Below are 25616 nucleotides of genomic sequence, written 5' to 3' on the forward strand. Positions count from 1 at the left end.
GTTGATTTGGTAAGAATGATTTAATTGTCTAGATAAAGAGGTGGAGAATGATTGAAGTGGAAATTAGAGTGGAGCGTCTTAAAAAAGAAAATATAGAGGATATTGTTGCATTATCTTCTTATATTGGTTGGGATTATAATACAGAAGAAATTGAGACAATTTTTAACTCAGGTATTGTATACGGTGTGCGGAATGAGAGAAATGAGCTTATTGCTAGCGCGGCAATTATATTATACGGGGAGACATTAGCGTCTATCGGAATGGTGATTGTACATCCAGATTATAAAGGAAGAGGGATTGGAAAGGCGATAACGGATTCATGCGTTAAAAGCGTATCAACTCAAACTCCAATTATGCTTATTGCTACGGATGAGGGGAAGCCTTTATATGAAAAACTAGGATTTAGGGCTGTTAGTTATGTTTCTAAATACATATGTAAATCGTACAATGTGAATTATACATGTGTAGGAAATGAAGAGTATATGATGAATTATGAAGAGTGTGATTTAGAAGAAATAATACAAATAGATGAAGATGCGTTTGGAACAAATAGAAAAGAGTTTTTAAAGAAAAGAATTATGCAAAGTGAACGGTGTATCGTTGTGAAGGATAAAGAACAAAATGTACTAGGATATGGTATGAGTATACAAACACCAGAAAATAAAATAATAGGACCAATCGTTGCTAAAAATGACACAATGGCAATGGAAATTGTGCATTCTTTAGCAAAAGGGCATAATGGAAAGTTAAGAATTGATGTATCAGAAGGAAAGAAAGATTTCATGAAAGAATTAGAGATTACTGGTTTTAAAAAGGTTAATACACCACCAATTATGATGAAAAATATCGATCAATTATTAAAAAGAAATAGTGAACTATATAGTATTGCAGCACAAATTTTTGGATAAAAAAGAATCCTTTCACGAAAGGATTCTTTTTTATGGTAAATTTAATCGCGGTATTGGTCATGGGTTGGTTGAAAGAGATCTTCCTCGATATCTCTCACCATAGAAAAATGATCAACATTATAATGACCGTGTAGAGTTTTATTATGATGACCAATTATTTGCTCTGCAGACAATACGTCAGAATCAGTTGTGGAATGACCATTTTTAATTAATGTAACGTCAAATCCTTGTACAGTAGCTGTTCTAACTGCGGTGTCAATGCAATGTTCTGTTTTACATCCACCTATAACAATATGATTAATTTTTTCTTCTTTTAAAAGTTCAAGTAAAGAAGTGCCATAGAATGAGTTTGTTGCCGCTTTATTAATAAGGATTGCAGACTGAGGTACTTTAATTTGATTATGTACTTCAAATCCTACACCACTACCAGAAGTAACATCGATATCTCTTACGAAAACAATAAGGGCATTTGAATCTATTGCTTTCTGTACGGCTATATTTAGTGTAGATAATAGCTCGGTTTTACGAAAAACTTCATTTTCTTGTTCATTCCCATCAATTAATTCTTGCTGCGCATCGATAATTAATAGTGCTTGTTTCATTCGGTATCCCCTTTAATATAGAATAAGTTTCAATTTACATATTCTTTTATATTGTAAGGAAATCCTCCATTGCGAGCAAAGTAGACGATTGATTTACAAAGTTGTCAAAGAAATTTCATTCTCATAGCGTATAAAAACATGTATGATAGGAAGTGGAGAATTTTTGAGTAGGTGGGAATATCATGCAAACAGTAGAAGATTATCTTTCATTCTTACATACGAAAGGATTTAAATTATCAGAGGAAGCACAAGGATTTATTATGTTCGGACAAGGATATACTGGTGCATCTGATGGGATTGTGAACGTAGCAATAGAAGCGACGATTAAACATCAGTTACAGTTTGATGGCAGTTATTTTGTTGCGTTATTAGAACGATTGAAAGAAGAAGAGATTACAGATAAAAAAAGCGCTAAGGCTTTTATGCGGAAGTTACAAGCGTAACTTCACGCAGCCCGCGCTTCTTTTTTTGTTTTGGAAGGTAGTTCAACAAAAACCATACCTAGGAAAATACATAGACATCCAATAATAGCAGAAATAGAAAGCTGTTCATTTGCTACTAGAACACCAGTTAATGCAGCAAAAACAGGCTCCATTGCGAAGATTATTGCTACTCTCGTTGGAGAAGTGTGTTTTTGTGCAGATGTTTGAATGAAAAAGGCAATTGATGTCGCAAATAGGGAAGTTAGAAATAGAGCGAATAAAAAGGATTGATTCGTCCATAGTGAAACTGAAAATAATTTTTCCCAATCTTCAAACAAAAAAGCACAAATAGAAGAAAAGATACCAACAGCTAATACTTGAGAGGTGCTTAGTAATAAAGGTGATATTTTCTTAGAAAAGAAACCGTTAACAAGAATATGGGCAGCGAAAGCGACTGCGCAACCGAGAACGAGTATATCTCCAATGTTTAATTGAAAAGAATCGCCAGCCGTTAATAAGTATAAACCTGCTGTTGCAACAGCAATACCAAGCACGATAAAAATTGTAGCTCGCTGTTTTAAAAAGATAAAAGACAGGATTGGAACCATAACGATGCTAAGTCCAGTTAAGAAACCAGCTTTTGAAGAGGTTGTATAAAGTAAACCGAATGTTTGTAATAAATAGCCAACACATAAAAAGAATCCAACAATCAATCCAGCGAGACTACTCTGTTTTATATCTTGTTTTGAAGTTTTTTGAGAGAAAATCATTTGAACGAATAATAAAATAATTCCAGCGAATAAAAAGCGAATGCCATTGAAAGTAAATGGTCCGACAAAAGACATAGCATTTTGAACGACAACAAACGTAGCTCCCCAAATAAAAGAGACAAATAATAAAGCAAGAGGAGCAATCCACTCTTTTTTCACACTCATACCCCCGTTAATTTTGTAAGATAGCTTTTCTAGCTAATTCATCAGCTACTTTATTTTGACTACTTGGAATCCACTTAATAAAAAAGAGATCGAAACTTTTTATGTACTGCAGTGCTTCTTCTAGAAGCGGTGCAAACATTTTATTTTTTGCGTATTCTTTTTCAACAGCCCGCTCAACAAGTTGGGAATCTGTACGAAAAGATACAATGCTATAATTATGCGCTGCGCAATACTTTAATGCTGCAAGTAAAGCGTGGTATTCTGCTTCATGATTTGACATTGTCCCAAGTGGTAATGACAATTGTACAGGTGGCTGTACCCCTTTAATAAAAACCCCGGCACCAGAAGGTCCAGGATTTCCTTTTGATGCACCATCGATATATACTTCAATCAAAATGAGAAACCTCCATTTATAAGGTTATCCCCTACTTCAAAATTTTTTAGAAGTAGGGGATAGAGTACTTATCCAATTGTAATGCTATAACGACATGTAAATGTTTCATTCGCTTGTAACGATTGAATTCCTTTTTTTTCTTTAAAATCTTTTGCTGGATTTATTTCATCAGCGATTCCATACCAAGGTTCAATACATAGGAAAGGTGCGTTATCCCCTGGTGTCCAAACGCCGACAAATGGGAAACCATCAAATGATACTTTTACAAATTTATTATGTTTATGAGAACGAATAGAAATTTCATTCGTATTCATATTTTCAAAAATAAGTGCGTCATTTTTGAATAAATCATATGTAAGTGGCAATTCTTTCGTATTTTCAGCAATTAGTTGCTTTTTACTTGAAAGATAAGGTCCTTCTAATAAGCTTGTTTCTAAGCGTTCGGCCCCATTAAATGATAGATGATAATCTGTAAATGATTCGCCTTCTAATAAAGGACAGTTGAATCCAGGATGTGCTCCGATTGAAAAGAACATCTCTTTTGAAGAAGGATTGTTTACTTCATATGTAACATGTATATTTTGTTCGTCTACTTCATAAGAAACGAGTAATTCAAATTCATATGGATATTTTTGTAACGTCTCTTCATTACTAGTAACGACATAAGTGATTTTTGTTTCACTTTGTTCTTTAACAGAGAACGAAAGGTCACGGGCAAAACCATGCTGTGTTAATGAATAAGGTTTACCGTCTACGTAGTATGTATTTTCTACTAATCGACCGACGATTGGAAACAAGATTGGTGCACGACGTCCCCAATAAGTAGAATCACCTTGCCATAAATATTCTGTGTTGTCTTCTTTTAAGCGAACGCTTTGTAATTCTGCACCTTTGTCAGAGATGGAAACGATCACTTTTTCATTTTGAATTGTTGCTGTCATGAAGTGAAACCTCCTAAATCTTTCATATGTTTTATTATACGTTGTCCAAAAGAAAAAAGGTAGTAAATGATAGGAATCTATTGACGAAAGAGTGCCAATTGCGTAAAATATAATCTTGTTACTTAAAAACGAATAACGTGGTTCGAAACCATCCCACGTAAAAAAACTAAGGAGATTTTGTCATGAATATAAGAACATTAGTCGGTAATGGTATTTTAGCGGCATTATATATTGCTGTTTCTATGCTTATTCAGCCATTTGGCTTTACGAATGTACAGTTTCGTATTTCAGAGATGTTTAATCATCTCGTTGTCTTCAATTAGAAAGCAATTTACGGGATTGTATTAGGTGTATTTTTAACGAATCTCTTTTTCTCACCTATGATCGCTTATGATTTAGTATTTGGAGTAGGGCAATCAATTCTTGCACTACTTGCAACTATTATTTCTATGCGCTTTATTAAAGGTGTTTGGGCTCGTATGATTTTTAATACAGTTATCTTTACAATTACAATGTTTATGATAGCAATTGAACTTCATCTTGCATTTGATTTACCATTTATGTTGACTTGGTTAACATGTGCAGTCGGTGAATTTGTTGTAATGGCGATTGGTATGCCTGTAATGTACTGGATTAATAAGCGAGTACAATTTGAAAGATTTATGTAATAGATGAAAGAGCCGTTCCTTATATAGGATGGCTCTTTTTGTATGTGATTATATTGAATATAATACTGTGACTCTTGATAAAATATAATAAAATAAAGTGAAACTTTAATCAGTGGGGGGACCCACTGATTATTAGTTGAACCAATCGGGCATTTACGGACAGTTGATCTTCCACCTAACTTCTTCGCTTTCGCTAAATTTTAAGGTGGGAGTCTTACTGACCGTTAATGCGGGATAAATATAAGAAGTCTTATAAAAGGGGAATCTAGTATGAAATATAAAATACATTGGTTGTATAAAACGAAGCGTGGTTTACAAACTGAATTAACAACAGATTATTTGAACATAGAAGAAGTGCTTCAATTTGCGGAGGATTTTGAGAAAACAGGTAGGGTGAAAGAACTTTTATTTTTCGATGAAATGGACGCGGAATGGTCATTAAAAGAAATGAAAAAACTGAGTAAGCAAGTGGAGGAAGATCCTCAAGAAATTCAAGTTTATTTTGATGGTGGTTATGATGTACAGACGAAAGAAGCTGGGGTTGGTATATGTGTATACTATAAAAAAGGAAATACAAATTACCGAATTCGTCGCAATGCATACATAGAAGGCATATATGATAATAACGAAGCGGAGTATGCAGCATTATTATACGGGATGAATACACTCGAGGAATTAGGAATTAAATATGAACCGGTTACACTTCGGGGGGATTCTCAAGTTGTACTGCAACAATTAGCTGGTGAATGGCCTTGCTATGATGAACATTTAAATCATTACTTAGATCAAATTGAAAAAAAAGCGAAGCAAATGAAATTAAAGCTTGTTTGTGAACCGATATCTAGAAAACAAAATAAAGAGGCGCATCAATTAGCAACGCAAGCATTAGAGGGGACGGTAATTGATAGTCATAAAGAAATAACCGAATAGAGAGGTGCAAAGGTGAATAAAAAGCAACTCATTACAGAGGTAAATGACTTATTAGAAACGTATTGCGGAGGGTGTTTCCTGCAGGAACATAATCGGAAAAATCATAGTAAATACTATGCCCATTCTTTTTGTATACGACAATGTACGGTTGGAGAGAAGTTGAAAAAGTATGGGGAGCAATTGTCATAAAAAAACATCCAGAGAATTTTCTCTGGATGTTTTTTTAGTGCTTCGCTTCGTGTAATTGATGCTCGCATTTACTTAATTTTTTTTCTTCATTCATTAGAAATGGCTCATCTAAATCCGTTGCAACGGATTTCATGATTTCAAGCTGAGAACGAGCCGATTCTACTGCAGTAGTGGCATGCTCTAATGTGTCTGGATCCATTGAAATTGTTGCAGAACCTACCATTTTTTGTGCAGTTTCTACACGGAATTTTACTTCTTCAAAATCATTTACATGTGATCCCATTGTTATTGCCTCCTTTGTATTTTGCGCATTTCACATAGTTTTTGCTCTGTAAAACGGAAATATACAAAGGAATAACAAAGGAGGTTACCAAGTAAGGTAACCTCCTGTCATATGTGGGATTAAAGTTTTGCTACGTTAGCAGCTTGAGGTCCACGGTTTCCTTCAGTAATGTCGAAAGATACTTCTTGGCCTTCCTCTAAAGCTTTGTAGCCGTCGCCTTGAATAGCAGAGAAATGTACGAATACATCTTCAGAGCCTTCCATTTCGATAAATCCAAAACCTTTTTCATTGTTAAACCATTTTACTTTTCCTTGCATGTCACAATTCCTCCTAAAAACGATTCCTTTTTTCATTTAGTGAAATTCATTAAAAAAAAATAAAAAATGCTATATTATCGAATATTCTGCTAAATGATTAATTTAAATATACACGAATTGGTAGAATTTAGTCAAGTAAGCGTTTTTAAAGTTTTGTATTTTTAAATAACTTTTTCTCGAATTTTTAAAAAGGTATAGGACAAGCCGAGTATGTAATATTCTAAAGTGAATGCTGTACATAATGAGGTGAAAGAATGGATGAGTCTTATTTATTAGATAATGAAGGAATGAAAAATAGAGTCGATATACCGAATTGGGTTGCAAAAGAATTTCAAAATTTTTCGAGTGTCGTGTTAGAACCAACTTTTCCGTGTTATTTCGGTTTAACAGCTTTGAAAAAGAATGAACTTCGTTATTCATTTCTCTCTCATAATGATTGGGGGCATTTACCCAATACAATGTTATCTTTTTTAGAGTTAATGAGAGAGAGGCCGATTGTAAGAAGAGGATTTTTTCTTTTTGTGGAACCGGAATGTGAAGAAAAATCAATCGAATATTATCGAGATTATTTTTGGAAAGTACTACAATATTTGCATGAACAAGATAATCAATTATGGCCAAAGCAAATCCCGAAAAATCCAGAGCATTATTTATGGGAATTTTCATTTGGTGGTGAACCAATATTTGCATTTGGGAATTCGCCAGCTTATAAACAGAGAAAGACTAGGCATTTAGGAAATTCTCTCGTTATTGGATTCCAGCCACGAACTATTTTCGATGGATTAGAAGGAGATCGTCCTAAAGGGTCGTATTCAAGACAAATGGTCCGTGAACGAGTTGAAAAATGGGATCAGTTGCCGAAGCACCCTAACATTAGTCACTACGGCGATCCTAATCATCGTGAATGGAAACAATATTTCATAGGGGATGATATTGAGCCGATTAAAGGTAAATGTCCTTTTCATCATAAGGTGGAGAAATAAGAGCCATCATCTAGATGGCTCTTTTGCATATTTTGGATAAAAAAGGGTATTTTATTATGAAAGCTAGTCTATTTTTAAAGATTACATCATTACTTAATAGTAAAGGAAGTAGAAAGGATAGGGCGATGTTTGGAGCAATTATACAACAAATAGTATTGGGTATTTCATTAGCTGCACCGGTAGGTCCAATTAATATTGAAATGTTAAAAAGGGGAATTGAACGTGGATTTTGGCATGCGTGGGTTGTTGGAATCGGAGGAATGACTGCTGATATTTTGTTTATGCTTCTTATTTATTTTGGTTTATCTTCTGTGTTTATGTATACATATGTACAAGCTTTTATGTACTGCACTGGGTTTTTCCTGTTATTTTATTTAGGATTTCAAAGTGTAAAACAAGGAATCTCCCACTCGAATATGGAATATAACAAAGAAGAGGTAGGTGGACTTAAACAATCTTTTATGGCAGGATTTTTAATTGCGATATCCAATCCATTAAATCTTGTTTTTTGGTTTGGTATATACGGAAGTACACTTAGCTCATTGCTTACAAAGGTAACAAAGCAAGAAGCTTTTTTGTACAGTCTTTGCATTATTATTGGTATTATTTTGTGGAACTTAAATATTGCTTTTTCTGTACATTTTGGAAGGACTTTATTAAAACAAAAAGCACTTGGCTATATTACAGCCGGAGCAGGTATTATTTTAGTAGGATACTCTATCCATTTTGCATACAAAGCTTTACAGTTGTTCACATAAGATTGAAGGGGAGATTTTTATGTATCGAACCACTATTGACGGGAAAGAAATTATCATCACATTAGCACCAAAAATCCGAAAAGAAATTACTGATAGGAACCCACTGTATGAAGCGGTATTTAATAATACAGCAAGGTTGCTGCAAACGAAACAACCAACGTTTGCGGTAAATCATGAAGTATTTGGGCTTATTATTGGAGAAGTACAAAGGGGTGAAGTAACGGTGTTTGCAGTAGAACACATTATCCCGAAGCAAAATATATTTGGTCCGAATACTTTTTTCTCGACAATAGAACAGCAGGCAAATTTGTAAAGTGAATAGAATAAAAATAAAATAGAAAAGAAATGGTCGTAACGATATGTTACGGCTGTTTTTTGGGAAAAGGGGGAAGAAAGATGAAGAGAGTGGTAAAGGAGTTCTTTTTACAACATGATATTGTTATTATGTATAGTATTCTATTTATTTTCATCATTATTTTAAAAATGCAATTTTTTACATGGATCGGTATGTTAGCGTGTGTGTTTGGGATTGCTTTTTATACTTTTAACGAATATATGACACATCGTTTTTTATTCCATTTAAAGCCGCCTAAAAACGCATTTTTATTAAAAATGTTAAGAAGATTACATTATGATCATCACGTATATCCAGATGATTTGAAACTTTTATTTTTGCCTGTATGGTTTAGTATACCTAGCTTTACTATATATTTACTTATATCGTACGGTATTACAAAAAGTGTTACTGTTACACTTTCATTTGGAATCGGAATGATTATAATGCTCCTCGTTTATGAATGGAAACATTATATTGCACATAAACCGATTCGTCCCTTCACTAAGTTTGGAAGATGGCTAAAAAAACAGCACATATTACACCATTATAAAAATGAAAAGTTTTGGTTCGGAGTTTCAAATCCAGTATTCGATTTTATATTTGGAACGCTGAAAGATGGAAAAGACGTTGAATTAAGTGAAACAGCTCGTAATTTAGAAAAGGAGACAAAGACAGAAGTAGTGCGATAAGCACTACTTTTTTATCCCGCTATTTGCGAGCGGTAAGACTCCCACTTCAAAATTCGGCGAATACGAGGAAGTTAGGTGGGAGTCGGGCTGCTCGTAAAACCCCCACTGATTAAAGTTTCACTTTATTCTGTTTTAACGGGAATAAAAGTTTGATCGAATCAATCAAATTTTATGTTGAAAAAGTATATTGAAAATTTAGGAGAAAATGACGAAAAATGTCTATCGAAAAATCTTTGCAGGAATGTATGGATTGTCTAAAATGAAAATAAGTTTCTGAATATTTATAAAATTTAGTCTTTCGGTGCACAAGGGGGAATTGTATTTTAAGTAAGAGAGGGGACCAGAGAATGAAACGAGATGATACGTCAGCACGTAAGTTACAAAATGAGGTGAATTATACAGAAGTTGTTCAGTCTAAAGAATTTCAATTGCTATTAAATACGAAAAAGAAGTTTATCGTTCCGATGAGTATTTTCTTTTTAAGCTTTTTTATTGCACTACCTATTTTAACATCGTATTCAAAGGTGCTCAATACACCAGCATTTGGTGATGTGACATGGGCATGGGTATTTGCTTTGGCGCAATTTATAATGACATGGGCATTATGTATGATTTATAGCAAAAAGGCGGAATCCTTTGATGAAATCTCGCAAAAAATTCTACAAGATATGCAAAAAGGGAGGGGCTGAAATTGAATACTACTGCGTTTGCACTATTTTTAATTATTGTCCTTGGTACGCTCATTATCACGTATTTTGCATCGAAAAAAACGAAAAATGCGAGTGAATTTTATACGGCTGGAGGGGGATTAACTGGTTGGCAAAATGGTCTAGCTATTGCCGGGGATTACATGTCTGCTGCGTCATTTCTTGGTATCGCTGGAGCGATAGCGTTAACAGGATTTGATGGGTTCTTTTATAGTATAGGTTTCTTAGTTGCTTACTTAGTTGTATTATATCTAGTTGCAGAACCGCTTAGAAATTTAGGGAAGTATACGCTCGCTGACATGATTGCGGCACGTTTTGATGCGAAAAAGGTTCGTGGTATAGCAGCGCTTAATACGATGACGATTTCAATTTTTTATATGATTGCACAATTAGTTGGTGCGGGTGCACTTATTAAATTATTATTAGGTATCGAATATACAACATCTGTATTAATCGTGGGTACACTTATGACTGTTTATGTTATTTTTGGAGGAATGACAGCTACGAGCTGGGTTCAAATTGTAAAGGCTGTACTACTTATGGCAGGGACATTTATTATTTCTGTTATCGTTTTCTCCAAATTTAATTTCAGTGTGACTGAAATGTTCGCTCAAATGAAAACAGCTACTCCATTAAAAGATTCATTTTTAAATCCAGGAGTAAAGTATAAAGATGGTCTTGATACACTTTCTTTAAATTTAGGACTAGTTCTCGGTACGGCAGGATTACCACATATTCTTGTCCGCTTTTTCACAGTACGTGATGCAAAAACTGCACGTCAATCTGTTGTATATGCGACGTGGTTAATTGGCGCGTTTTATATTATGACAATTTTCTTAGGGTTTGGAGCAGCGGCGTTTGTAGGAAATGAGGCGATTATTAAAGCAAATCCAGCCGGTAATATGGCGGCACCTTTATTAGCTAAAGCATTAGGTGGAGATTTCTTATTCGCATTCGTATCGGCGATTGCTTTTGCAACAATTTTAGCTGTAGTAGCAGGTCTTGTATTAACGGCAGCTTCCGCATTTGCTCATGATTTTTATAACGAGATTATTCGAAAAGGAAAATCAACGGAAAAAGAGCAAGTGTCAATGGCTCGTTATGCGTCTATTGGAGTAGCGATAGTATCTATTATACTCGCTTTATTTGCTCAAACATTAAACGTAGCATTTTTAGTATCACTAGCATTTGCAGTTGCAGCGAGTGCAAATTTACCAGTTATATTATTTACAATATATTGGAAACGCTTTAATACAACGGGTGCAATTTGTGGAATGATCGTTGGTCTTGTATCAGCAATTGTTCTTGTTGCGTTAAGTCCAAACGTTTGGAATCCTGTGGTAGGGAAAGCTATATTTGTTGGAGAGGCGATATTCCCATATACGACACCTGGAATTGTTTCTATTCCGCTTGGATTCCTTGCAGCATATTTAGGAACTGTTTTCTCTAGTAAGAAAGAAGATGTAGCGAAGTTTGATGAAATTCTTGTGAAATCTAATACTGGTCATGGTATTAGCGACGCATCTTCACATTAAAATAGAGGAGCTTTTCGAATTAAAAGAAAAGCTCTTTTTCTTTTGTCATTTTCTTATAAATATTACTGTATTGTAAGTAGGATTTGTCATAATTTTGTGGAATGAAAATAAGCAGGGAGAAATTTAACTCATCATGGCACCAGCGCAGCTTTGTGAAAAATAAGTTGTTATGGAAGGTGGAAGAAATGATGAAGACAAAACAAACCGATGAATTATTAGCAAAAGATGAGCAATATGTTTGGCACGGAATGCGTCCCTTTAGTCCAAGTAGTACAATGGTAGGGGCAAAAGCAGAAGGGTGCTGGGTTGAAGATATACAAGGAAAAAGATATTTAGACGGTATGAGTGGTCTTTGGTGTGTGAATAGTGGATACGGAAGAAAAGAGCTCGCAGAGGCAGCTTATAAACAATTGCAAACATTATCATACTTTCCGATGTCACAATCACATGAACCAGCAATTAAGCTCGCTGAAAAGTTAAACGAGTGGCTTGGTGGAGAGTATGTTATTTTCTTCTCTAATAGTGGATCAGAAGCGAATGAAACAGCTTTTAAAATAGCAAGACAATATTATGCTCAAAAAGGTGAACCGCATCGTTACAAATTTATGTCACGTTATCGTGGTTATCACGGAAACACAATGGCGACGATGGCAGCGACTGGACAAGCACAGCGTAGATACCAATATGAGCCATTTGCTTCAGGTTTTTTACACGTAACGCCTCCAGATTGTTACCGCATGCCAGAAATGGAATCACAAAATATTTATGATGTAGAATGCGTAAAAGAAGTAGATCGTGTTATGACATGGGAATTAAGTGAAACGATAGCAGCATTTATTATGGAGCCAATTATTACAGGCGGAGGTATTTTAATGCCGCCACAAGACTATATGAAAGCTGTTCACGAAACGTGTCAAAAACACGGTGCACTACTTATAAGTGATGAAGTTATTTGTGGTTTCGGGCGTACAGGAAAAGCATTTGGGTTTATGAACTATGACGTTAAGCCTGATATCGTTACGATGGCAAAAGGTATTACGAGCGCATACTTACCATTATCAGCAACAGCTGTGAAAAAAGAAATTTATGAGGCATTTAAAGGAACAGGAGAATATGAATTCTTCCGCCATATTAATACATTTGGTGGAAATCCAGCGGCTTGTGCATTAGCGCTTAAAAACTTAGAGATTATGGAAAATGAAAATTTAATTGAGCGCTCTGCACAAATGGGTTCGCTTTTATTAAATCAATTAAAAGAAGAAATCGGAGAACATCCACTTGTTGGGAATATTCGAGGGAAAGGGCTATTAGTTGGAATCGAACTAGTAAATGATAAAGCGACGAAAGAACCAATTGATAACGACAAAATCGCAACTGTTGTAAATGCTTGTAAAGAAAAAGGGCTTATTATTGGACGCAACGGTATGACAACAGCAGGGTATAATAACGTATTAACATTAGCGCCACCGCTCGTTATTTCAGGTGAAGAAATTGCTTTTGTTGTTGGAACGTTGAAGACAGCAATGGAACGTATTTAATTAATAAAAAGAAAAAAGCGAGCTATTTATAAAGCTCGCTTTTTTGTGTCATAATTCAATAGGGGGAGATTTTAATGAAGAAGTATGATCCTAGTCAACATTATCACATTGGTTATTATGAAGACGGATATGATTTAGAAATAACAGCTTACAAAAGAATCAATGAACCAGTGTGGGATGCTTATATTCCACGTTATGAGGCAGTCGATTTTTATAAAAAGGTGGAGAAAATGAAGCTAGGTGAATATATAGACGACTATGGCATAAAAGTATATTCATTTCGTGATGATATCGATGATGAAGAAGCACGAACTATTTTTGAAAAATGGTTAAAAAAGAACGAGGTTGTTTAAAGATAAAACATAAAAGGAGATTGCTATCTTATAAGATAGCAATCTCCTTTTATTATAGTAAACTTATTTACTTGCTTTCATTGCTTTATCTTTTGCACCAAAAGTGTATTTTAACATTGGTGGTGTAATCATCGTAGTTAAAATAACGACAATAACGATTGCTGTAAAGTAATCTTGTGCTAATAGGCCAGAAGAAAGTCCTGTTCCTGCGATGATAAGTGCAACTTCACCACGAGAAACCATTCCAGCACCGATAATTGCAGAAGACTTTGCATCAAATCCAGTCATTCGTGCACCGAATCCACAACCGATTAGTTTCGTTAATACAGCGATAACTGTTAATGCTAAGATGAACCAAATTTGATTACCAATACCGTCAAATGTAATATTCATACCGATACTAACGAAGAAGACTGGTACGAACATAGCGTAAGCGATTGGCTCTACTTTCTTTTCTACTTCATGTTTGTAGTTCGTTTGGGAAATAGCGATACCAGCTGCGAAAGCACCGATAATACCAGCAATTCCTAATAATTCGCCGAAATATGCGAATGAGAAACAGACGATAAGTGCTGCGCTAACGATAGACTCCGATACGCGTAGTGGCGATAACCAACGCATAATCGCTGGAACACCTTTCCATCCGATTAAAATAATAGAAGCGAAGAATACTACTTTCTTCAAGATAACCATTGTTAAGTTAACATCATCTGTACCTAAGAAGCTCATTGCGAATGCTAATAAAATAACAACAAGAATGTCATCAAATACAGCCGCTCCAAGCATCGTCGTACTTTCACGTGTTTTCATCTTACCTAAATCGCGAAGTGTTTGAACGGAAATACTAACACTTGTCGCACATAGAAGTAGTCCTAAAAATACAGCGTTCCCTTGTTCCATTCCCATAACAAGACCGGAAACATAACCACCTACGAATGGAAGAACGATACCTCCGAGTGCAACTGCTAAAGAAGAATTACGATTTGCATTTAATTCTTCTAAGTCTGTTTCAAGTCCAGCCATAAACATTAAAAGAATAACCCCGACATTACTTAATTGCGTTAGAAGTTCTGAATTCTCAATCCAACCTAATATAGCTGGACCGATAACGATACCGACAATTAATTTACCGAGTACAGAAGGTTGACCTAATCTTACACTAAGGTCGCCAGCAAGCTTTGTACTTAATAAAATAAGTGCAATTTGAAAGAAAAATTCGAATTCCATTTGATCCTCTCCTTATCACTTTGTATTTTTATTAAACGATTTCTCGGAATTTGCCTAATGAAAATATGTAAAACCCATTAAACAAAGGGTCTTATTACAAGTTCTTTTGAACTCGTAATTTGAACCTGTAATTAATATATAATAAAATTTACTAAAAATCAATGAAAAAATAGCAGATTTTCATGATAGGATTCGATTTAGGTATGGAGGGAATCACTATATAATAAGAAGAAATAAGGCTACATTTTTAATGAATTGGAGAAGGGCATATGTTATTAAATAAACGTTTTACAATTGGAGAAATGGCAAAAATGCATAATATAGCGGAATCTACATTAAGGTATTATGATGAAAAAGGAATTTTTCATCCGTCCATTGTGGACCCACAAACGAATTATCGCTATTACACAATCGATCAGTTTTCACTTTTAGATACGATTAAATTTTTACGCCAATTGAATATCCCGTTAAAGGAAATAAAGAAATATATTGATGAACGAAATCCGTCTTATGCGCTGAATTTACTCGAAAAACAACAGGAAATGATGCTGAAAAAGCAAAGAGAAATCGAGTATGCTTTGGCAAAAATGGAACATAAAATCCATTTAATGAAGAAAGCGACGGAATCAGAAGCGAATCAAATTATTTATAAAAAGATACCGAAGCGAAAAATAACAGCGATTGCGGTTGCACCGAATACAACGGATGATATGTTTGAATATTATATCCATTCGTTGCAAAAAAATATGAAGCAAATTGATAATAGTCTATTTTCAGGGGATATCGGTGTAACAGTTTCCAAAAAAGCATTACTTCAAAATGAGTTTCAAGCATATAACAGTGTGTTTATTTTATTGGATTACATGCCTTTTCAAGTGCATACTTCAGATGAAATAAAAGAAGGGATATTTGCTTGTTCTTATCACCATGGACCATATGAAGAAACAGACGCAACGTATACGAAATTATTAAAGCATATTGACAACGAAGGATACGAAGTATGCGGAGATGCGCTTGAGATTGCGTTAATTGATTGGTCTGTAACAGAAAATCCGAAGGAGCAAGTAACGGAAATTCAAATACCTGTTGTTAAAAAATAGGCTTATATATTTTTCGATTCTCTATTGACCTTCAAGTAACTTGAAGGTTTAAACTGTGAACAGAGCATTGAAAAAGGAGCATTTATATGATGGAAACAACAGAAAAGTTAAGAGAGAAACCGATAAAAAGTTTATTTATTTCGTATTTAATACCAGCAGTTCTTGGGATGGTATTAATGTCAGTGAATATTATGATTGATGCGGTCATGATTAGTAGAGGAGTTGGAGCGAACGGTTTAGCAGGAGTAAACGTGGCTGTTCCAGCGTTTTCAATTTTCTTCTCCATTTCATTATGGATTGGAATGGGCGGAGCAACGCTATATTCCATTGCACTAGGTGAAAATAAATTAGAAAGAGCAAGATCTATTTTTACTCAATCTATGACAGTGGCAGTTATTATCGTAGGCGTTTTAGCGGCTATTTGCTTATGGAGAATAGAAGATTTAGCATATCTGTTCGGTGCAAATGAAGTGATTTTACCATATGCGTTAGATTATTTACACGTGTTATTAACATTTGGAATGATATATGTTTTAGAAAATATTTTAAGTACATTTATACGTAACGATGGAAATCCTAATTTAGCAATGGCAGGTCTTGTCGTAACAGCTGTATTGAACATTATTTTTGATTATATCTTTATTTTCATCTTTGGATGGGGCGTAACAGGTGCAGCAGCAGCAACTATTCTTTCAGCAGCAATTGGTTTTCTAGTGTTATTAACTCACTTCTTTAGAAAAAATAGTGTTTTAAAGTGGACGAAATTCCATTTTGAATGGGATACGGTTAAACAAATTATGGTGATTGGTTTCCCAAGTTTTACAACTGAGATTACAGTAGCGATTGTAACGGTTGGTTTTAATATCGCTTTTGTTCAATATGCAGGAGAAGTAGGTGTCGCTTCTTATGCGATGGTCAATAGTATTCATGCAATGACATTACTATTATTCTTCGGTGTTGGTGCCGCATTACAACCTATTGCTAGTTTCCATTACGGTGCAAATTTACCAGAAAGACTGCGTGAAGGATTACGGTTAGCTGTAAAAATTGCAGTTGTACTCGGAGGCGTAGCAATTGTTGTCGGTTTATTCTTCGGGAAATATATAATTGGTTTGTTTGATGTTCAATCCCTAGAACTATTGGAGTTAACGTTAACAGGTATTAGTTTATTCTTTATCCAATATGTATTTTTAGGCTATAACATTGTGTATGGAGAGTATTTCCAATCAGTGCGACAAACGACAAAATCAGTTCTTATTATTTTGAGCCGTGGTTTACTATTTATTATTCCATTGTTATGGATTATGCCGAAATTATTTGGTGTAAATGGAATTTGGCTCGTTATGCCAGTAGCGGAAATGTTGACAGCGATCATTGTATTTACGATGAATCGTGTGAAACATCCTGTTCCATTAAACTTGGCAGGAAAGAAAGAAGCAATATAATGAAAAAATCCCCTAGAAAACAATTAAGGGGATTTTTTCATTCCTTTAAACTAATAGCAAAAGATCCATCTGTTTCCTGCACAGAAGCGAAAGCAACGTTTTTAATATTTGTAACGCCTTTTTCTTTTAACTCTTTATATAACCACTTTTCGTCTTTATGGATCAACTTTAAGTTATCGTATTGAATTTGTGAATCGACAATAAGGGCGATTGGTAATCCAGCATACTTAACATCTATATTCATATCTTTTGGAGTCAATGGTACAAGTTCTCGCTTTGGTAAAATGCTAATGGCTCCATTCGCTTCTAAAATAGCGTATTCAATTTCATGAACACTTGGATATCCGGCGACGCGAAGATTAGAAAGCAATTCGGGGATAGGATATCTACTTTTTTGTAAGTTCTCAAAAATAATATCACCATGTTTAATTAAAATAATGGGGTGTCCGAGAATGAAACGATTTAGTTTATTGAGTAAGCTTAATTTGGTAAGAAGTAAATGCAAACATGTAATAACGACCATACCGAGAAATGCTTGTAAAGCACCAGCGACTGGTATGGCTTGAAAAGCTAAATAAGATAAAAAAATAATAGCCCCAAAATCATGAGGGGTTAGTTGTGCTAATGCAGATTTACCAAGTAGCTTAAGTGATAGTAAAAATAAGATAAAAAAGAACGATACATTAAATAAAAAGAGAAGCAAGAGGGACACTCCTTCGTGTAAAGTTGTACTTACTATTCCCGAAAGTAATATAAATATTACCTTTTATAGGATGAATTAGGGTGAATTGGAATTTGGCTGTATACAAACAAATAAATGGATATTATGATGAAGGAAGTAAAGGGAATAGGAGTATATGGATATGAGAAAGAAGAAAATAATTAAGTACATTTTAGTTGTTATAATGATCTTCGCCGTGTATGCAGGGTTTTTACAATATAACATCTATAAGCATGGGCATATGAATGCTACCTACGATGCGGATTATATAATTGTACTAGGATCGAAAGTAAATGGAACGAAACCATCTTATTCATTGCAATATCGTATTGATAAAGCAGCTGAGTATTTAAAATCACATGATAAAACAATTGCTATCGTATCTGGAGGCCAAGGAAAAGGTGAAGATATTACAGAAGCATTAGCGATGAAACAAGGATTAATGAAACAAAATATTGCAGAAGACCGCATCATAATGGAAGACCGTTCGACGAGCACAGATGAAAATATTAAATTCTCAAAACCTCTTATCCCTGAACATATGAAAAAAGGGATGATTGTAACGAACGATTTTCATATGTTTCGAGCGAAAAAGATTGCAGAAAAACAAGGATTGACATTAGAAGGTCTTCCGGCAAAAACACCGAAGCCAATTATTATTCAATCGAACGTTCGAGAATATTTAGCGATTACACAATATTGGCTATTAAATCGAATATAATGAAACTAAAACCCACCTGATTCCAGGTGGGTTTTAGTTTGAGGAAAATCTTACAAAGATGTCATGTTCATGAAAGGTAAAGCGATAGTTTCTAAAGTGGTTTACTGACATAATGAAGGTAACAAAAAACTTTAGAGGTGAATCGTATGAAAGGAAATAATATTTTATCTTCGCTATGTTACTTTAGTATCTTTTTTGCACCATTTTTACTGCCAATTATCGTTTACTTCGTTGCGGAAGATGAAGTGAAATATCATGCAAAAAAAGCATTTTGGTCACATGTTTTCCCATACGCAATTTTATTTGGAGGATTAGCACTATCAGGAGTATACGGTTTAAGTTTCAATCAGTCTGAGAGCGTTGGAATTGGGATGGTTATAACGTATGCAGTGTTTATTCTTGTAGGGATTTACTACTTCATTTGGAATATTGTTAAAGGTATTAAAGTATTGAAAGCAGCTTAACGTTGTCGTTATGTGTGTAAAGTCGATATAATTTCATTTACCACATTAATATGTATTTAAAAAAGAGCAATTCAAAAAGAATTGCTCTTTTCGTGCTTATAAGTTGTGAATAATGAAAAAGATATGTTAATTTTTCATTATGAAGAGAAAAAAGGAGTGGTTTTTATGAATGAGATGATACATAAAATTGAGCAACACGTTTCAGTTCGTAAATATAAAGAAGAATCAATTCCGCAAGATATAGTAGAAAAAATGGTGCAAGCTGCGCAACATGCGGCTTCCTCACATTTTGTACAGGCGTATTCTGTTATATATGTAACAGATGAGGCATTAAAAGCTAAACTAGCAGAGCTATCTGGAAATCGTCACGTGAAAAACTGCGCAGCATTCTTTGTTTGTTGTGCGGATTTAAAACGTTTAGAAGTTGCATGTGAAAAACATGGTACAGAGATAAAACATGAAGGGGTGGAAGACTTTATCGTTGCGACGGTAGATGCTTCATTATTTGCACAAAACTTAGCACTTGCAGCTGAATCATTAGGATACGGCATTTGTTATATTGGCGGAATTCGTAATAACCCGAAAGAAGTGAGTGAATTGCTTCATTTACCGGATAAAGTATATCCGGTATTCGGAATGACAGTTGGCGTACCAGATGAAGATCATGGAGTTAAGCCACGTTTACCGGTAGCGGCCATTCTTCATGAAAATGGATACGATGAAAAGAAATATGATGAATTACTAAACGAATATGATGAAACGATGAGTGCGTATTACAAAGAAAGATCGTCAAATCAAAAAAACGTAACATGGACGGAATCAATGAGCACATTTATGTCAAAAGAGAAGAGAATGCATATGAAAGAGTTTTTAAGTGGGAAAGGATTAAATAAAAAATGAGTAAAAAGACAAACCTGAGATGTAGGTTTGTCTTTTTTTGGAAGGGAAAATGTGATTGTTTTCGAATAGGTATAGAGGGAGGCGATAACATGAAGAAAGCTTTAATCTTTTTATTTGATGGATTTGCAGAATTTGAAGTGAATATAGCGAGTTTGTTTTTGAAAAGTAAGGAATTTGAAATAATAACATCAACTGTAGATGGAAAAAACGTTACAGGAGAAGGTGGTTTTTTGTGTCAACCACATGTCTCTATAGAACATGTTGAAGTAGTGGACTATGAAGTGTTTATCGTACCAGGAGGGCATATTTTTCACCATTTAGAAAATGAACAACTTTTATCTATCGTGAACGAATTACATAAGCGAAATAAATGGATAGCGGGGATTTGTGCAGGAACAGCCTTACTACATGCAGCCGGGGTGCTTAATAAGAAGAAATTCTCAACATCATTAACATCAGATGAAAAACACTTAGCGCATTTACATGAATGGGAATATAAACAAAATAAAGATGTAACGGTGGATGGGAAAATCATAACAGCAGTAGGGTCTGCGTACGTTGAATTTGCTACTGAAATAATGAAGCAGCTTAATTTGTTTAATGAAGATGAAGTGAATGAAAACTTGCAATACTTTAAAAATATAACAGAGTTTTGTGATGAAACTTTAGTATAAGTTAATAGCTATATTGTTAATACCTAAGTTCAGAAAGCTGTCTATTCTTTCTGAACTTAGGTATTTTGTTTGTTATCATATACTTAGAAATAAAAATTAATAATTTTTTACAAAAGTGATAGAAAATGAGAATGAAATGCCAATAGTAAGTAAAAGCAGCTGCTAAAGGGGAACTGAGGAAGGAAGATGTTTATGATTTTCGATTCTGAAGAGGATTTAATTATAGCTATGAAAAAACTTCAAAGACTGTGGAAGGGGAGTGTGTAATATGGATAAAAGATTATTGTCGATGTTAAATGAGCTCCAATATTCAGATAAAGAAATTAAACGTTTAGAGCAAGAAGCGGATGCTTCTATAAATATAGATAAGTATTATGTGAGAAATGGAGAGCTACTAAAAAAATTAACTTTACAAATGTTAGAAGAATCAATTAGGAACGAATTACAAACTGGTGAAGAAATTGAGAAGGAACTATTAGTAGATGAAGGATGTATGGTAAATAGTAAAGTCATACCCAATATACTTTACGCAGGAGCTACTTTTTATTATTATATCGTGTTAACAAATAGAAGGGTGATCATGAAAGGGTTAGATTGCTATTATAAAAAAACAAATGAACATAGCATGCCAATAGAGGATATACAATCCATTTCGCAACATAAAAAAATGAAAAATGTCTTTGAGATTAAATATAATAACAATTATATACAATTTGGGAGTATTGAGTATGCACATGAAATTGCAATGATTATTATGGAGTTAAAAAAACGCGGAGTAAAAGTAGGGAAGTATACAGATTTAGAAAAAGGTTGGATGATTTTTTTCAATGTATTTGTAATAGCGATGGGTGGTCTTATAATTCTACAATATTTAAAGTGAAATTGAAAAGCGGCATAATAGCCGCTTTTTTATCGTTTAGTTAGTATTCTAAGGATTTTGTAGTTTTTAAATAATCTACTCATGAAAGAATTATTATTTGATTTTTGAAGTGAAACACTCCATCGTACTTAACAATATAACAATAATTTCGTTTGAACCTATCTGTTATTGTACAATCTAAAGCACCTTCTATAACAAATTCAAACTTTCAATAAGAAGATAAATACCAGTACAACTCAAAAGGATATATGTGAAAATTTTAAAAATCCGCTGATTAAGCCATTTGAAAATAATTTGACCTATAAACAAACCTAGAAATACGATTGGAATTGCATAAAAACTTGATTCCCAAATTGTTCTGTTCGTTCCAGTAAAGAGTATTTGAGTTATGAGACTAATGAAATATATAAACAGATAAAAAGCTAAAGTAGTTGCTCTCAACTTCTCTTTTTCAGTATCCGTTCCTGTAAAGTAAAGTAACAGGGGAGGCCCTGGCATACCGATACTTGTCGTTAAAAGGCCTGATAAGCCACCAACTATAAAATCTCTAAATGGTGTTGATTTAATCTTAAAGTTGCATATTAGCATCAATGTTAATAGTAAGAGCAGGATGCTAATTGCTAATTTAAAAGCGTTTATGTTAATGGAAATGAAGAGTAAAATACCAAAAGGTACACCAACTATACTTCCAATAGTTAACCTTTTCAGTAGAATAAAGTCAATGTCCATTCTTATTTTCCAAATGAGTGATATTGAAATAACTAATGATAAAATAATATTTATTTGTATGGCTTCTTGTGGTAGGAATAACATTAGTAAGAAAGGTGTCGCCATTATGGAAAAGCCAAAACCTGTACTTGCTTGCAAAATAGAAGCCACTAATATAATACATATGAAAATTAATGTAATCTCCAAACTGGCCCTCCTATTTAATCAACTTCAATAAATATTTTAACATAAATATTTAGCTTCTTCTCAAATAGTGTTTAAGTATATGGCGCTTTAACGAAATAACATAACTAACATTTTCAAACGATTGTATTGTTACTCAACACTAATGAATGAGATCAAATAAAAATTAACGGTGAGTTATTAATTATCAATGGATTCTTCACTAAGTTCCCCACGATAAAACAAGAAAAGCCATATAAAACTAACACAAATACAGCATATAGCTAACAGGCTACCAATAACTTGCGGAGAAAGAATTTCTAAAAGCCATCCTGTAAAAAACATAGATAACTGAATAAGAGATCCGTAAATGGAATAATGAAATGAAAAAACTTTACCAATCATGTTTTCTTCTGTATACATTTGTAGCAATGTCGTATCAAGTGGAACGATGATTCCTCCTGCTATACGCATACAGAGTAATGTAATGATACCGATAATAAGTTGATCGGATAGAATGAATCCGAGAAAGAAAATTCCTTGTAGTAAATAGGCCCAACCAAATGCTCTTTTCATTTTGTCTTCATTTTTAGATATATATAGGTTAACGAGAAGGCTACCAATCATAAGTCCAGCCCCTTGAACCGTATATAAAATTCCAATGTTAGAGTGGAAAATTCTTTCGGCATAGATTGTTAAGAGTAGTTGATAAGCACCTCCAATAATTCCCCATGAAATTCCGACGAGAATTAATGTTAAAATAATTTTTCTTTGTAATATGTATGTATAACCATCTTTTATATCGGTAAAAATTGCTTTTTTCGTGCTAAAAGTGTCACGAGAAGGGATCTTTATTTTATAAATAATATAGGCTGAAATAAAGTATGATAGGCTATTAATAAAAAAGGCAATCTCGATACTTAAAGATTGTGCAATGAGCCCACCTAAAGAGGCTCCCATAATAGACATAAAACCATTGATTGTACTAGAAAGAGAGTTAGCGGTTACTAAATGCTTTTGATGTACGATATTTTTTAGAATTGATTGCTTAGCAGGCTCGAATAAGCAAGAGAGTACTGATAAACATATATTAGAAACGAAAATAATTTCAATCTTGTAGAATGCTAATAAATAAGTGAGGACGATAATTCCTCGTAAAATATCGGTAAAAATCATAATTTGCTTTTTTGAAAAACGGTCTGCAATTCCGCCTATGAATGGGCTCAGAAGAAGTTGAGGTAACCCTTTGCTCATAAAGGTGAGTGCTAACATAAATGAAGATTCTGTTATGCTATAGACGAGTGTTAATAAAGCGACAGTATGAAACCAATCTCCAAGTACACTTAAAGTTTGACCATAAAATAGTTTTTCAAAGTTTTTATTTGTTTTTAGAAGTGTGGAATAAGAAACTGACATAAGAAATTAAACCTTATCTATTAGCGATGCTTGTACTTGTTTTTTCCATTCGCTTAAATACATTTTCTCTGCCTTGGGTAGTCCAACAGGTAACTTTGCAATTAATTCTAAACTATTTCCATCAGGATCATTAAAATACACGGCAGCGTGCGCCAATTCTGGAAAAACGATAGGCTCAATTGGTTCCATTCCGAAGTCTTTTCTTGCTGAAATACCTTTCTGTTTTAACCAGTGTATTGCATTTTCTAAATCGTGTAAGCTTACTTGGAAGGCGATGTGCCGTAAAGATGGATGATAATTTACTTTATATTCATTTCCTTCCCAAAGACCTAGCCAACTTTCATTTTCTACAATCCAAAAGAAGGCAATATCCTCTGCTCTTTTATATAATTTTAGCCCTAGTGATTCGTAAAAAGGTATCGAGACTTCTAATTTGCTGACAGGTAAATGTGCTTCATAAAGACCTTTAATCATGATAATCCTCCTTAGTAAGAACGTTTTCTTATTCAATAGTAAACGATATTTTACTAGTTGAAATCGCAAATAAGAGGGACATAAATTCATACGAAAGTATGAAAAAACAGCTCAAATATGAGCTGTTTTTAAATAGTTTTTAGTTAACATATTTTACTCATTTAGGGTTTAGCGAAAAGGATACGTATTATATTTAAAACCCTCCGCCGCCACCCCAACAGCTACATCCGATAATAATTAGAAGGATGAATAGCACGATGAGTAAAGCAAATCCACCGCCGAAACCAGCGCAACTACCACCAAAACTCATGTTTTTTCCTCCTTTTTAGGAAATTAATCTATATAACTAATGGATTACTTTATAAGATATGTTTTTATTTGGAAAAGGAGCAAGTCTTACTTTTAATTAAACAAGAGCCTGTGAGGTGATTTAGATATGATATTCACTTAGTTTCATAGCGCTTTTTTGAAAATGGTAAAACAATATGGAAGTGTATAGTAGGTGAATGTATTGTAAATGAAAGGGGTATGTAACTGACAATTACATTAAAATTTCTTTTCATAAATATAAAATTTGTAAAAAAAACCATTTTTTTATTTTTTTATGAGTGAAAATGTACTGTAATTTTACAAGTAATATTATGGGAAAAGGGAGTTTTAGTATAGAGATGGAGATGGGACAATTACACAATAAAATAGAACACAAAAAGAAAGAGTTAATGCAACTTGTTGCTAGGCATGGATTAGATCATGATAAAGTTTTGTTATTTAGTCGAGATTTGGATATACTAATTAATAAGTTTATGAATATAAAAGACAAATTGTATAAGTAAGTAATCTTTAATTTTTTATATTAGGATTATTTATTTGTAAAGGAGAGAACAGTTATTGGAACACTTACAAGAAGAGTTGTATAAACAAATAAAAGAAGAAAAAGGTGCAGTTACTATATTTTTAAAGAGTGGAGTAAGAATAGTAGGGGAAGTAGTTGGAGTAGATAGATTTACAGTATTAATGTTAGTAGAGGGAAAACAACAACTTATTTATAAGCAGGCAATATCAACAATTATGAAATAAGACACTCATTTTGATATTATCCCCTTAAGGTAGACAGTGTAAAAAGACCATGAATACACATGGATGTTACACTTTTACTTGGAGGGGATTTTATTATGGTTAAAAAAGGGGATAAATTTCAAACTTATTCAGGGAGA

At 33.8% G+C, this 25616-nt stretch carries 33 protein-coding genes, 1 pseudogene and 1 riboswitch; of the genes and pseudogenes, 22 read left to right on the forward strand and 12 right to left on the reverse strand.

Features of this window, described 5'->3' with window-relative positions:
* Nucleotides 1-47: 47 nt before the first annotated feature.
* Nucleotides 48-908 carry a GNAT family N-acetyltransferase gene (locus BWGOE10_RS07810; protein ID WP_070141573.1) on the forward strand — a complete coding sequence of 287 codons (861 nt, stop codon included), beginning with the start codon at nucleotides 48-50 and terminating at the stop codon, nucleotides 906-908.
* Nucleotides 909-949: 41 nt separating this feature from the next.
* Here the strand turns inward: BWGOE10_RS07810 and BWGOE10_RS07815 are convergent, their stop codons facing one another.
* Nucleotides 950-1510 carry an isochorismatase family protein gene (locus BWGOE10_RS07815; RefSeq protein WP_070141574.1) on the reverse strand — a complete coding sequence of 187 codons (561 nt, stop codon included), beginning with the start codon at nucleotides 1508-1510 and terminating at the stop codon, nucleotides 950-952.
* A 182-nt stretch (nucleotides 1511-1692) separates the two neighbouring features.
* Here BWGOE10_RS07815 and BWGOE10_RS07820 point away from each other — a divergent pair, with 182 nt between their 5' ends.
* Complete coding sequence (locus tag BWGOE10_RS07820; protein WP_001195213.1) at nucleotides 1693-1953, forward strand: DUF6123 family protein; 261 nt, start codon at nucleotides 1693-1695, stop codon at nucleotides 1951-1953.
* 2 nt (nucleotides 1954-1955) lie between these two features.
* Here BWGOE10_RS07820 and BWGOE10_RS07825 read toward each other — a convergent pair whose 3' ends face one another.
* The 3 genes from BWGOE10_RS07825 to BWGOE10_RS07835 form a co-directional block, all read right to left on the reverse strand.
* Nucleotides 1956-2861 carry a DMT family transporter gene (locus BWGOE10_RS07825; RefSeq protein WP_070141575.1) on the reverse strand — a complete coding sequence of 302 codons (906 nt, stop codon included), beginning with the start codon at nucleotides 2859-2861 and terminating at the stop codon, nucleotides 1956-1958.
* Nucleotides 2862-2874: 13 nt separating this feature from the next.
* Nucleotides 2875-3261 (reverse strand): reverse transcriptase-like protein, encoded by a 387-nt coding sequence (locus BWGOE10_RS07830; protein WP_070141576.1) that lies wholly within the window; start codon nucleotides 3259-3261, stop codon nucleotides 2875-2877.
* 68 nt (nucleotides 3262-3329) lie between these two features.
* On the reverse strand, nucleotides 3330-4202 hold the full coding sequence (locus BWGOE10_RS07835) for an aldose 1-epimerase family protein (protein WP_070141577.1): 873 nt from the start codon (nucleotides 4200-4202) through the stop codon (nucleotides 3330-3332).
* Nucleotides 4203-4333: 131 nt separating this feature from the next.
* Nucleotides 4334-4378, forward strand: a riboswitch (PreQ1 riboswitch).
* A 6-nt stretch (nucleotides 4379-4384) separates the two neighbouring features.
* Between BWGOE10_RS07835 and BWGOE10_RS07840 the strand changes: the two are divergent.
* The 3 genes and pseudogenes from BWGOE10_RS07840 to BWGOE10_RS29650 all read left to right on the forward strand — a co-directional run bounded on the left by BWGOE10_RS07840 (nucleotide 4385) and on the right by BWGOE10_RS29650 (nucleotide 5989).
* Nucleotides 4385-4870, forward strand: a pseudogene (locus BWGOE10_RS07840) (QueT transporter family protein).
* Between the two features lie 270 nt (nucleotides 4871-5140).
* Nucleotides 5141-5800 carry a ribonuclease H family protein gene (locus BWGOE10_RS07845; RefSeq protein WP_070141578.1) on the forward strand — a complete coding sequence of 220 codons (660 nt, stop codon included), beginning with the start codon at nucleotides 5141-5143 and terminating at the stop codon, nucleotides 5798-5800.
* 12 nt (nucleotides 5801-5812) lie between these two features.
* Complete coding sequence (locus BWGOE10_RS29650) at nucleotides 5813-5989, forward strand: zinc-finger domain-containing protein (RefSeq protein WP_081338087.1); 177 nt, start codon at nucleotides 5813-5815, stop codon at nucleotides 5987-5989.
* 34 nt (nucleotides 5990-6023) lie between these two features.
* Here the strand turns inward: BWGOE10_RS29650 and BWGOE10_RS07850 are convergent, their stop codons facing one another.
* A complete protein-coding gene (locus BWGOE10_RS07850; protein ID WP_002011905.1) occupies nucleotides 6024-6272 on the reverse strand; it encodes a DUF2564 family protein in 249 nt (82 codons plus the stop codon).
* Between the two features lie 119 nt (nucleotides 6273-6391).
* Nucleotides 6392-6589: a cold shock-like protein CspB gene (gene cspB, locus BWGOE10_RS07855; RefSeq protein ID WP_070141579.1), complete on the reverse strand. Its 198-nt coding sequence runs from the start codon at nucleotides 6587-6589 to the stop codon at nucleotides 6392-6394.
* Nucleotides 6590-6843: 254 nt separating this feature from the next.
* On the opposite strand from cspB, the gene BWGOE10_RS07860 reads away from it, so the two are divergent.
* The 8 genes from BWGOE10_RS07860 (at nucleotide 6844) to BWGOE10_RS07895 (ending at nucleotide 13489) form a co-directional block, all read left to right on the forward strand.
* A complete protein-coding gene (locus BWGOE10_RS07860) occupies nucleotides 6844-7572 on the forward strand; it encodes a YqcI/YcgG family protein (RefSeq protein ID WP_070141580.1) in 729 nt (242 codons plus the stop codon).
* 125 nt (nucleotides 7573-7697) lie between these two features.
* Nucleotides 7698-8330, forward strand: a complete 633-nt coding sequence (locus BWGOE10_RS07865; RefSeq protein ID WP_070141603.1) for a LysE family transporter — start codon at nucleotides 7698-7700, stop codon at nucleotides 8328-8330.
* Nucleotides 8331-8349: 19 nt separating this feature from the next.
* Nucleotides 8350-8643 carry a cytoplasmic protein gene (locus BWGOE10_RS07870; RefSeq protein WP_070141581.1) on the forward strand — a complete coding sequence of 98 codons (294 nt, stop codon included), beginning with the start codon at nucleotides 8350-8352 and terminating at the stop codon, nucleotides 8641-8643.
* An 83-nt stretch (nucleotides 8644-8726) separates the two neighbouring features.
* The gene (locus BWGOE10_RS07875; RefSeq protein ID WP_070141582.1) at nucleotides 8727-9356 is read left to right on the forward strand and encodes a sterol desaturase family protein; all 630 of its coding nucleotides are present in this window, start codon (nucleotides 8727-8729) and stop codon (nucleotides 9354-9356) included.
* A gap of 347 nt (nucleotides 9357-9703) precedes the next feature.
* Nucleotides 9704-10045 (forward strand): DUF485 domain-containing protein, encoded by a 342-nt coding sequence (locus BWGOE10_RS07880; RefSeq protein WP_070141583.1) that lies wholly within the window; start codon nucleotides 9704-9706, stop codon nucleotides 10043-10045.
* A gap of 2 nt (nucleotides 10046-10047) precedes the next feature.
* Nucleotides 10048-11598, forward strand: a complete 1551-nt coding sequence (locus BWGOE10_RS07885) for a cation acetate symporter (RefSeq protein WP_070141584.1) — start codon at nucleotides 10048-10050, stop codon at nucleotides 11596-11598.
* A 188-nt stretch (nucleotides 11599-11786) separates the two neighbouring features.
* On the forward strand, nucleotides 11787-13136 hold the full coding sequence (locus BWGOE10_RS07890; protein WP_070141585.1) for an aspartate aminotransferase family protein: 1350 nt from the start codon (nucleotides 11787-11789) through the stop codon (nucleotides 13134-13136).
* 74 nt (nucleotides 13137-13210) lie between these two features.
* A complete protein-coding gene (locus BWGOE10_RS07895; RefSeq protein WP_070141586.1) occupies nucleotides 13211-13489 on the forward strand; it encodes a DUF3986 family protein in 279 nt (92 codons plus the stop codon).
* Between the two features lie 63 nt (nucleotides 13490-13552).
* Here BWGOE10_RS07895 and BWGOE10_RS07900 read toward each other — a convergent pair whose 3' ends face one another.
* The gene (locus BWGOE10_RS07900) at nucleotides 13553-14716 is read right to left on the reverse strand and encodes a cation:proton antiporter (RefSeq protein WP_070141587.1); all 1164 of its coding nucleotides are present in this window, start codon (nucleotides 14714-14716) and stop codon (nucleotides 13553-13555) included.
* Between the two features lie 269 nt (nucleotides 14717-14985).
* Here BWGOE10_RS07900 and BWGOE10_RS07905 point away from each other — a divergent pair, with 269 nt between their 5' ends.
* Together BWGOE10_RS07905 and BWGOE10_RS07910 are read left to right on the forward strand one after the other, a co-directional pair.
* Nucleotides 14986-15816 carry a MerR family transcriptional regulator gene (locus BWGOE10_RS07905; RefSeq protein WP_070141588.1) on the forward strand — a complete coding sequence of 277 codons (831 nt, stop codon included), beginning with the start codon at nucleotides 14986-14988 and terminating at the stop codon, nucleotides 15814-15816.
* Between the two features lie 89 nt (nucleotides 15817-15905).
* Nucleotides 15906-17261 (forward strand): MATE family efflux transporter, encoded by a 1356-nt coding sequence (locus tag BWGOE10_RS07910; protein ID WP_070141604.1) that lies wholly within the window; start codon nucleotides 15906-15908, stop codon nucleotides 17259-17261.
* 37 nt (nucleotides 17262-17298) lie between these two features.
* Here the strand turns inward: BWGOE10_RS07910 and BWGOE10_RS07915 are convergent, their stop codons facing one another.
* Complete coding sequence (locus BWGOE10_RS07915; RefSeq protein WP_070141589.1) at nucleotides 17299-17964, reverse strand: DUF421 domain-containing protein; 666 nt, start codon at nucleotides 17962-17964, stop codon at nucleotides 17299-17301.
* A gap of 160 nt (nucleotides 17965-18124) precedes the next feature.
* Here BWGOE10_RS07915 and BWGOE10_RS07920 point away from each other — a divergent pair, with 160 nt between their 5' ends.
* The 5 genes from BWGOE10_RS07920 (at nucleotide 18125) to BWGOE10_RS07940 (ending at nucleotide 21621) form a co-directional block, all read left to right on the forward strand.
* Nucleotides 18125-18703 (forward strand): YdcF family protein, encoded by a 579-nt coding sequence (locus tag BWGOE10_RS07920; RefSeq protein WP_070141590.1) that lies wholly within the window; start codon nucleotides 18125-18127, stop codon nucleotides 18701-18703.
* A 146-nt stretch (nucleotides 18704-18849) separates the two neighbouring features.
* Complete coding sequence (locus tag BWGOE10_RS07925; RefSeq protein WP_002011879.1) at nucleotides 18850-19167, forward strand: DUF4870 domain-containing protein; 318 nt, start codon at nucleotides 18850-18852, stop codon at nucleotides 19165-19167.
* A 165-nt stretch (nucleotides 19168-19332) separates the two neighbouring features.
* Nucleotides 19333-20067, forward strand: coding sequence for an oxygen-insensitive NADPH nitroreductase (gene nfsA / locus BWGOE10_RS07930; RefSeq protein WP_070141591.1), 735 nt, complete (start codon nucleotides 19333-19335; stop codon nucleotides 20065-20067).
* 89 nt (nucleotides 20068-20156) lie between these two features.
* Nucleotides 20157-20741, forward strand: a complete 585-nt coding sequence (locus BWGOE10_RS07935; protein ID WP_070141592.1) for a DJ-1/PfpI family protein — start codon at nucleotides 20157-20159, stop codon at nucleotides 20739-20741.
* Nucleotides 20742-21009: 268 nt separating this feature from the next.
* Nucleotides 21010-21621 (forward strand): PH domain-containing protein, encoded by a 612-nt coding sequence (locus tag BWGOE10_RS07940; protein WP_070141593.1) that lies wholly within the window; start codon nucleotides 21010-21012, stop codon nucleotides 21619-21621.
* A 189-nt stretch (nucleotides 21622-21810) separates the two neighbouring features.
* Here BWGOE10_RS07940 and BWGOE10_RS07945 read toward each other — a convergent pair whose 3' ends face one another.
* The 4 genes from BWGOE10_RS07945 to BWGOE10_RS07960 form a co-directional block, all read right to left on the reverse strand.
* On the reverse strand, nucleotides 21811-22536 hold the full coding sequence (locus BWGOE10_RS07945) for a sulfite exporter TauE/SafE family protein (RefSeq protein ID WP_070141594.1): 726 nt from the start codon (nucleotides 22534-22536) through the stop codon (nucleotides 21811-21813).
* Between the two features lie 177 nt (nucleotides 22537-22713).
* The gene (locus BWGOE10_RS07950) at nucleotides 22714-23928 is read right to left on the reverse strand and encodes an MFS transporter (RefSeq protein WP_070141595.1); all 1215 of its coding nucleotides are present in this window, start codon (nucleotides 23926-23928) and stop codon (nucleotides 22714-22716) included.
* 6 nt (nucleotides 23929-23934) lie between these two features.
* The gene (locus BWGOE10_RS07955) at nucleotides 23935-24402 is read right to left on the reverse strand and encodes a VOC family protein (RefSeq protein WP_070141596.1); all 468 of its coding nucleotides are present in this window, start codon (nucleotides 24400-24402) and stop codon (nucleotides 23935-23937) included.
* 193 nt (nucleotides 24403-24595) lie between these two features.
* Nucleotides 24596-24712: a YjcZ family sporulation protein gene (locus tag BWGOE10_RS07960; protein WP_000007805.1), complete on the reverse strand. Its 117-nt coding sequence runs from the start codon at nucleotides 24710-24712 to the stop codon at nucleotides 24596-24598.
* 304 nt (nucleotides 24713-25016) lie between these two features.
* On the opposite strand from BWGOE10_RS07960, the gene BWGOE10_RS07965 reads away from it, so the two are divergent.
* Together BWGOE10_RS07965 and hfq are read left to right on the forward strand one after the other, a co-directional pair.
* A complete protein-coding gene (locus tag BWGOE10_RS07965; protein ID WP_070141597.1) occupies nucleotides 25017-25235 on the forward strand; it encodes an aspartyl-phosphate phosphatase Spo0E family protein in 219 nt (72 codons plus the stop codon).
* 55 nt (nucleotides 25236-25290) lie between these two features.
* Nucleotides 25291-25479, forward strand: coding sequence for an RNA chaperone Hfq (hfq, locus tag BWGOE10_RS07970; RefSeq protein ID WP_070141598.1), 189 nt, complete (start codon nucleotides 25291-25293; stop codon nucleotides 25477-25479).
* Nucleotides 25480-25616 lie beyond the last annotated feature (137 nt).

The sequence above is a fragment of the Bacillus mycoides genome, assembly GCF_001757995.1.
GTDB lineage: Bacteria > Bacillota > Bacilli > Bacillales > Bacillaceae_G > Bacillus_A > Bacillus_A mycoides_B.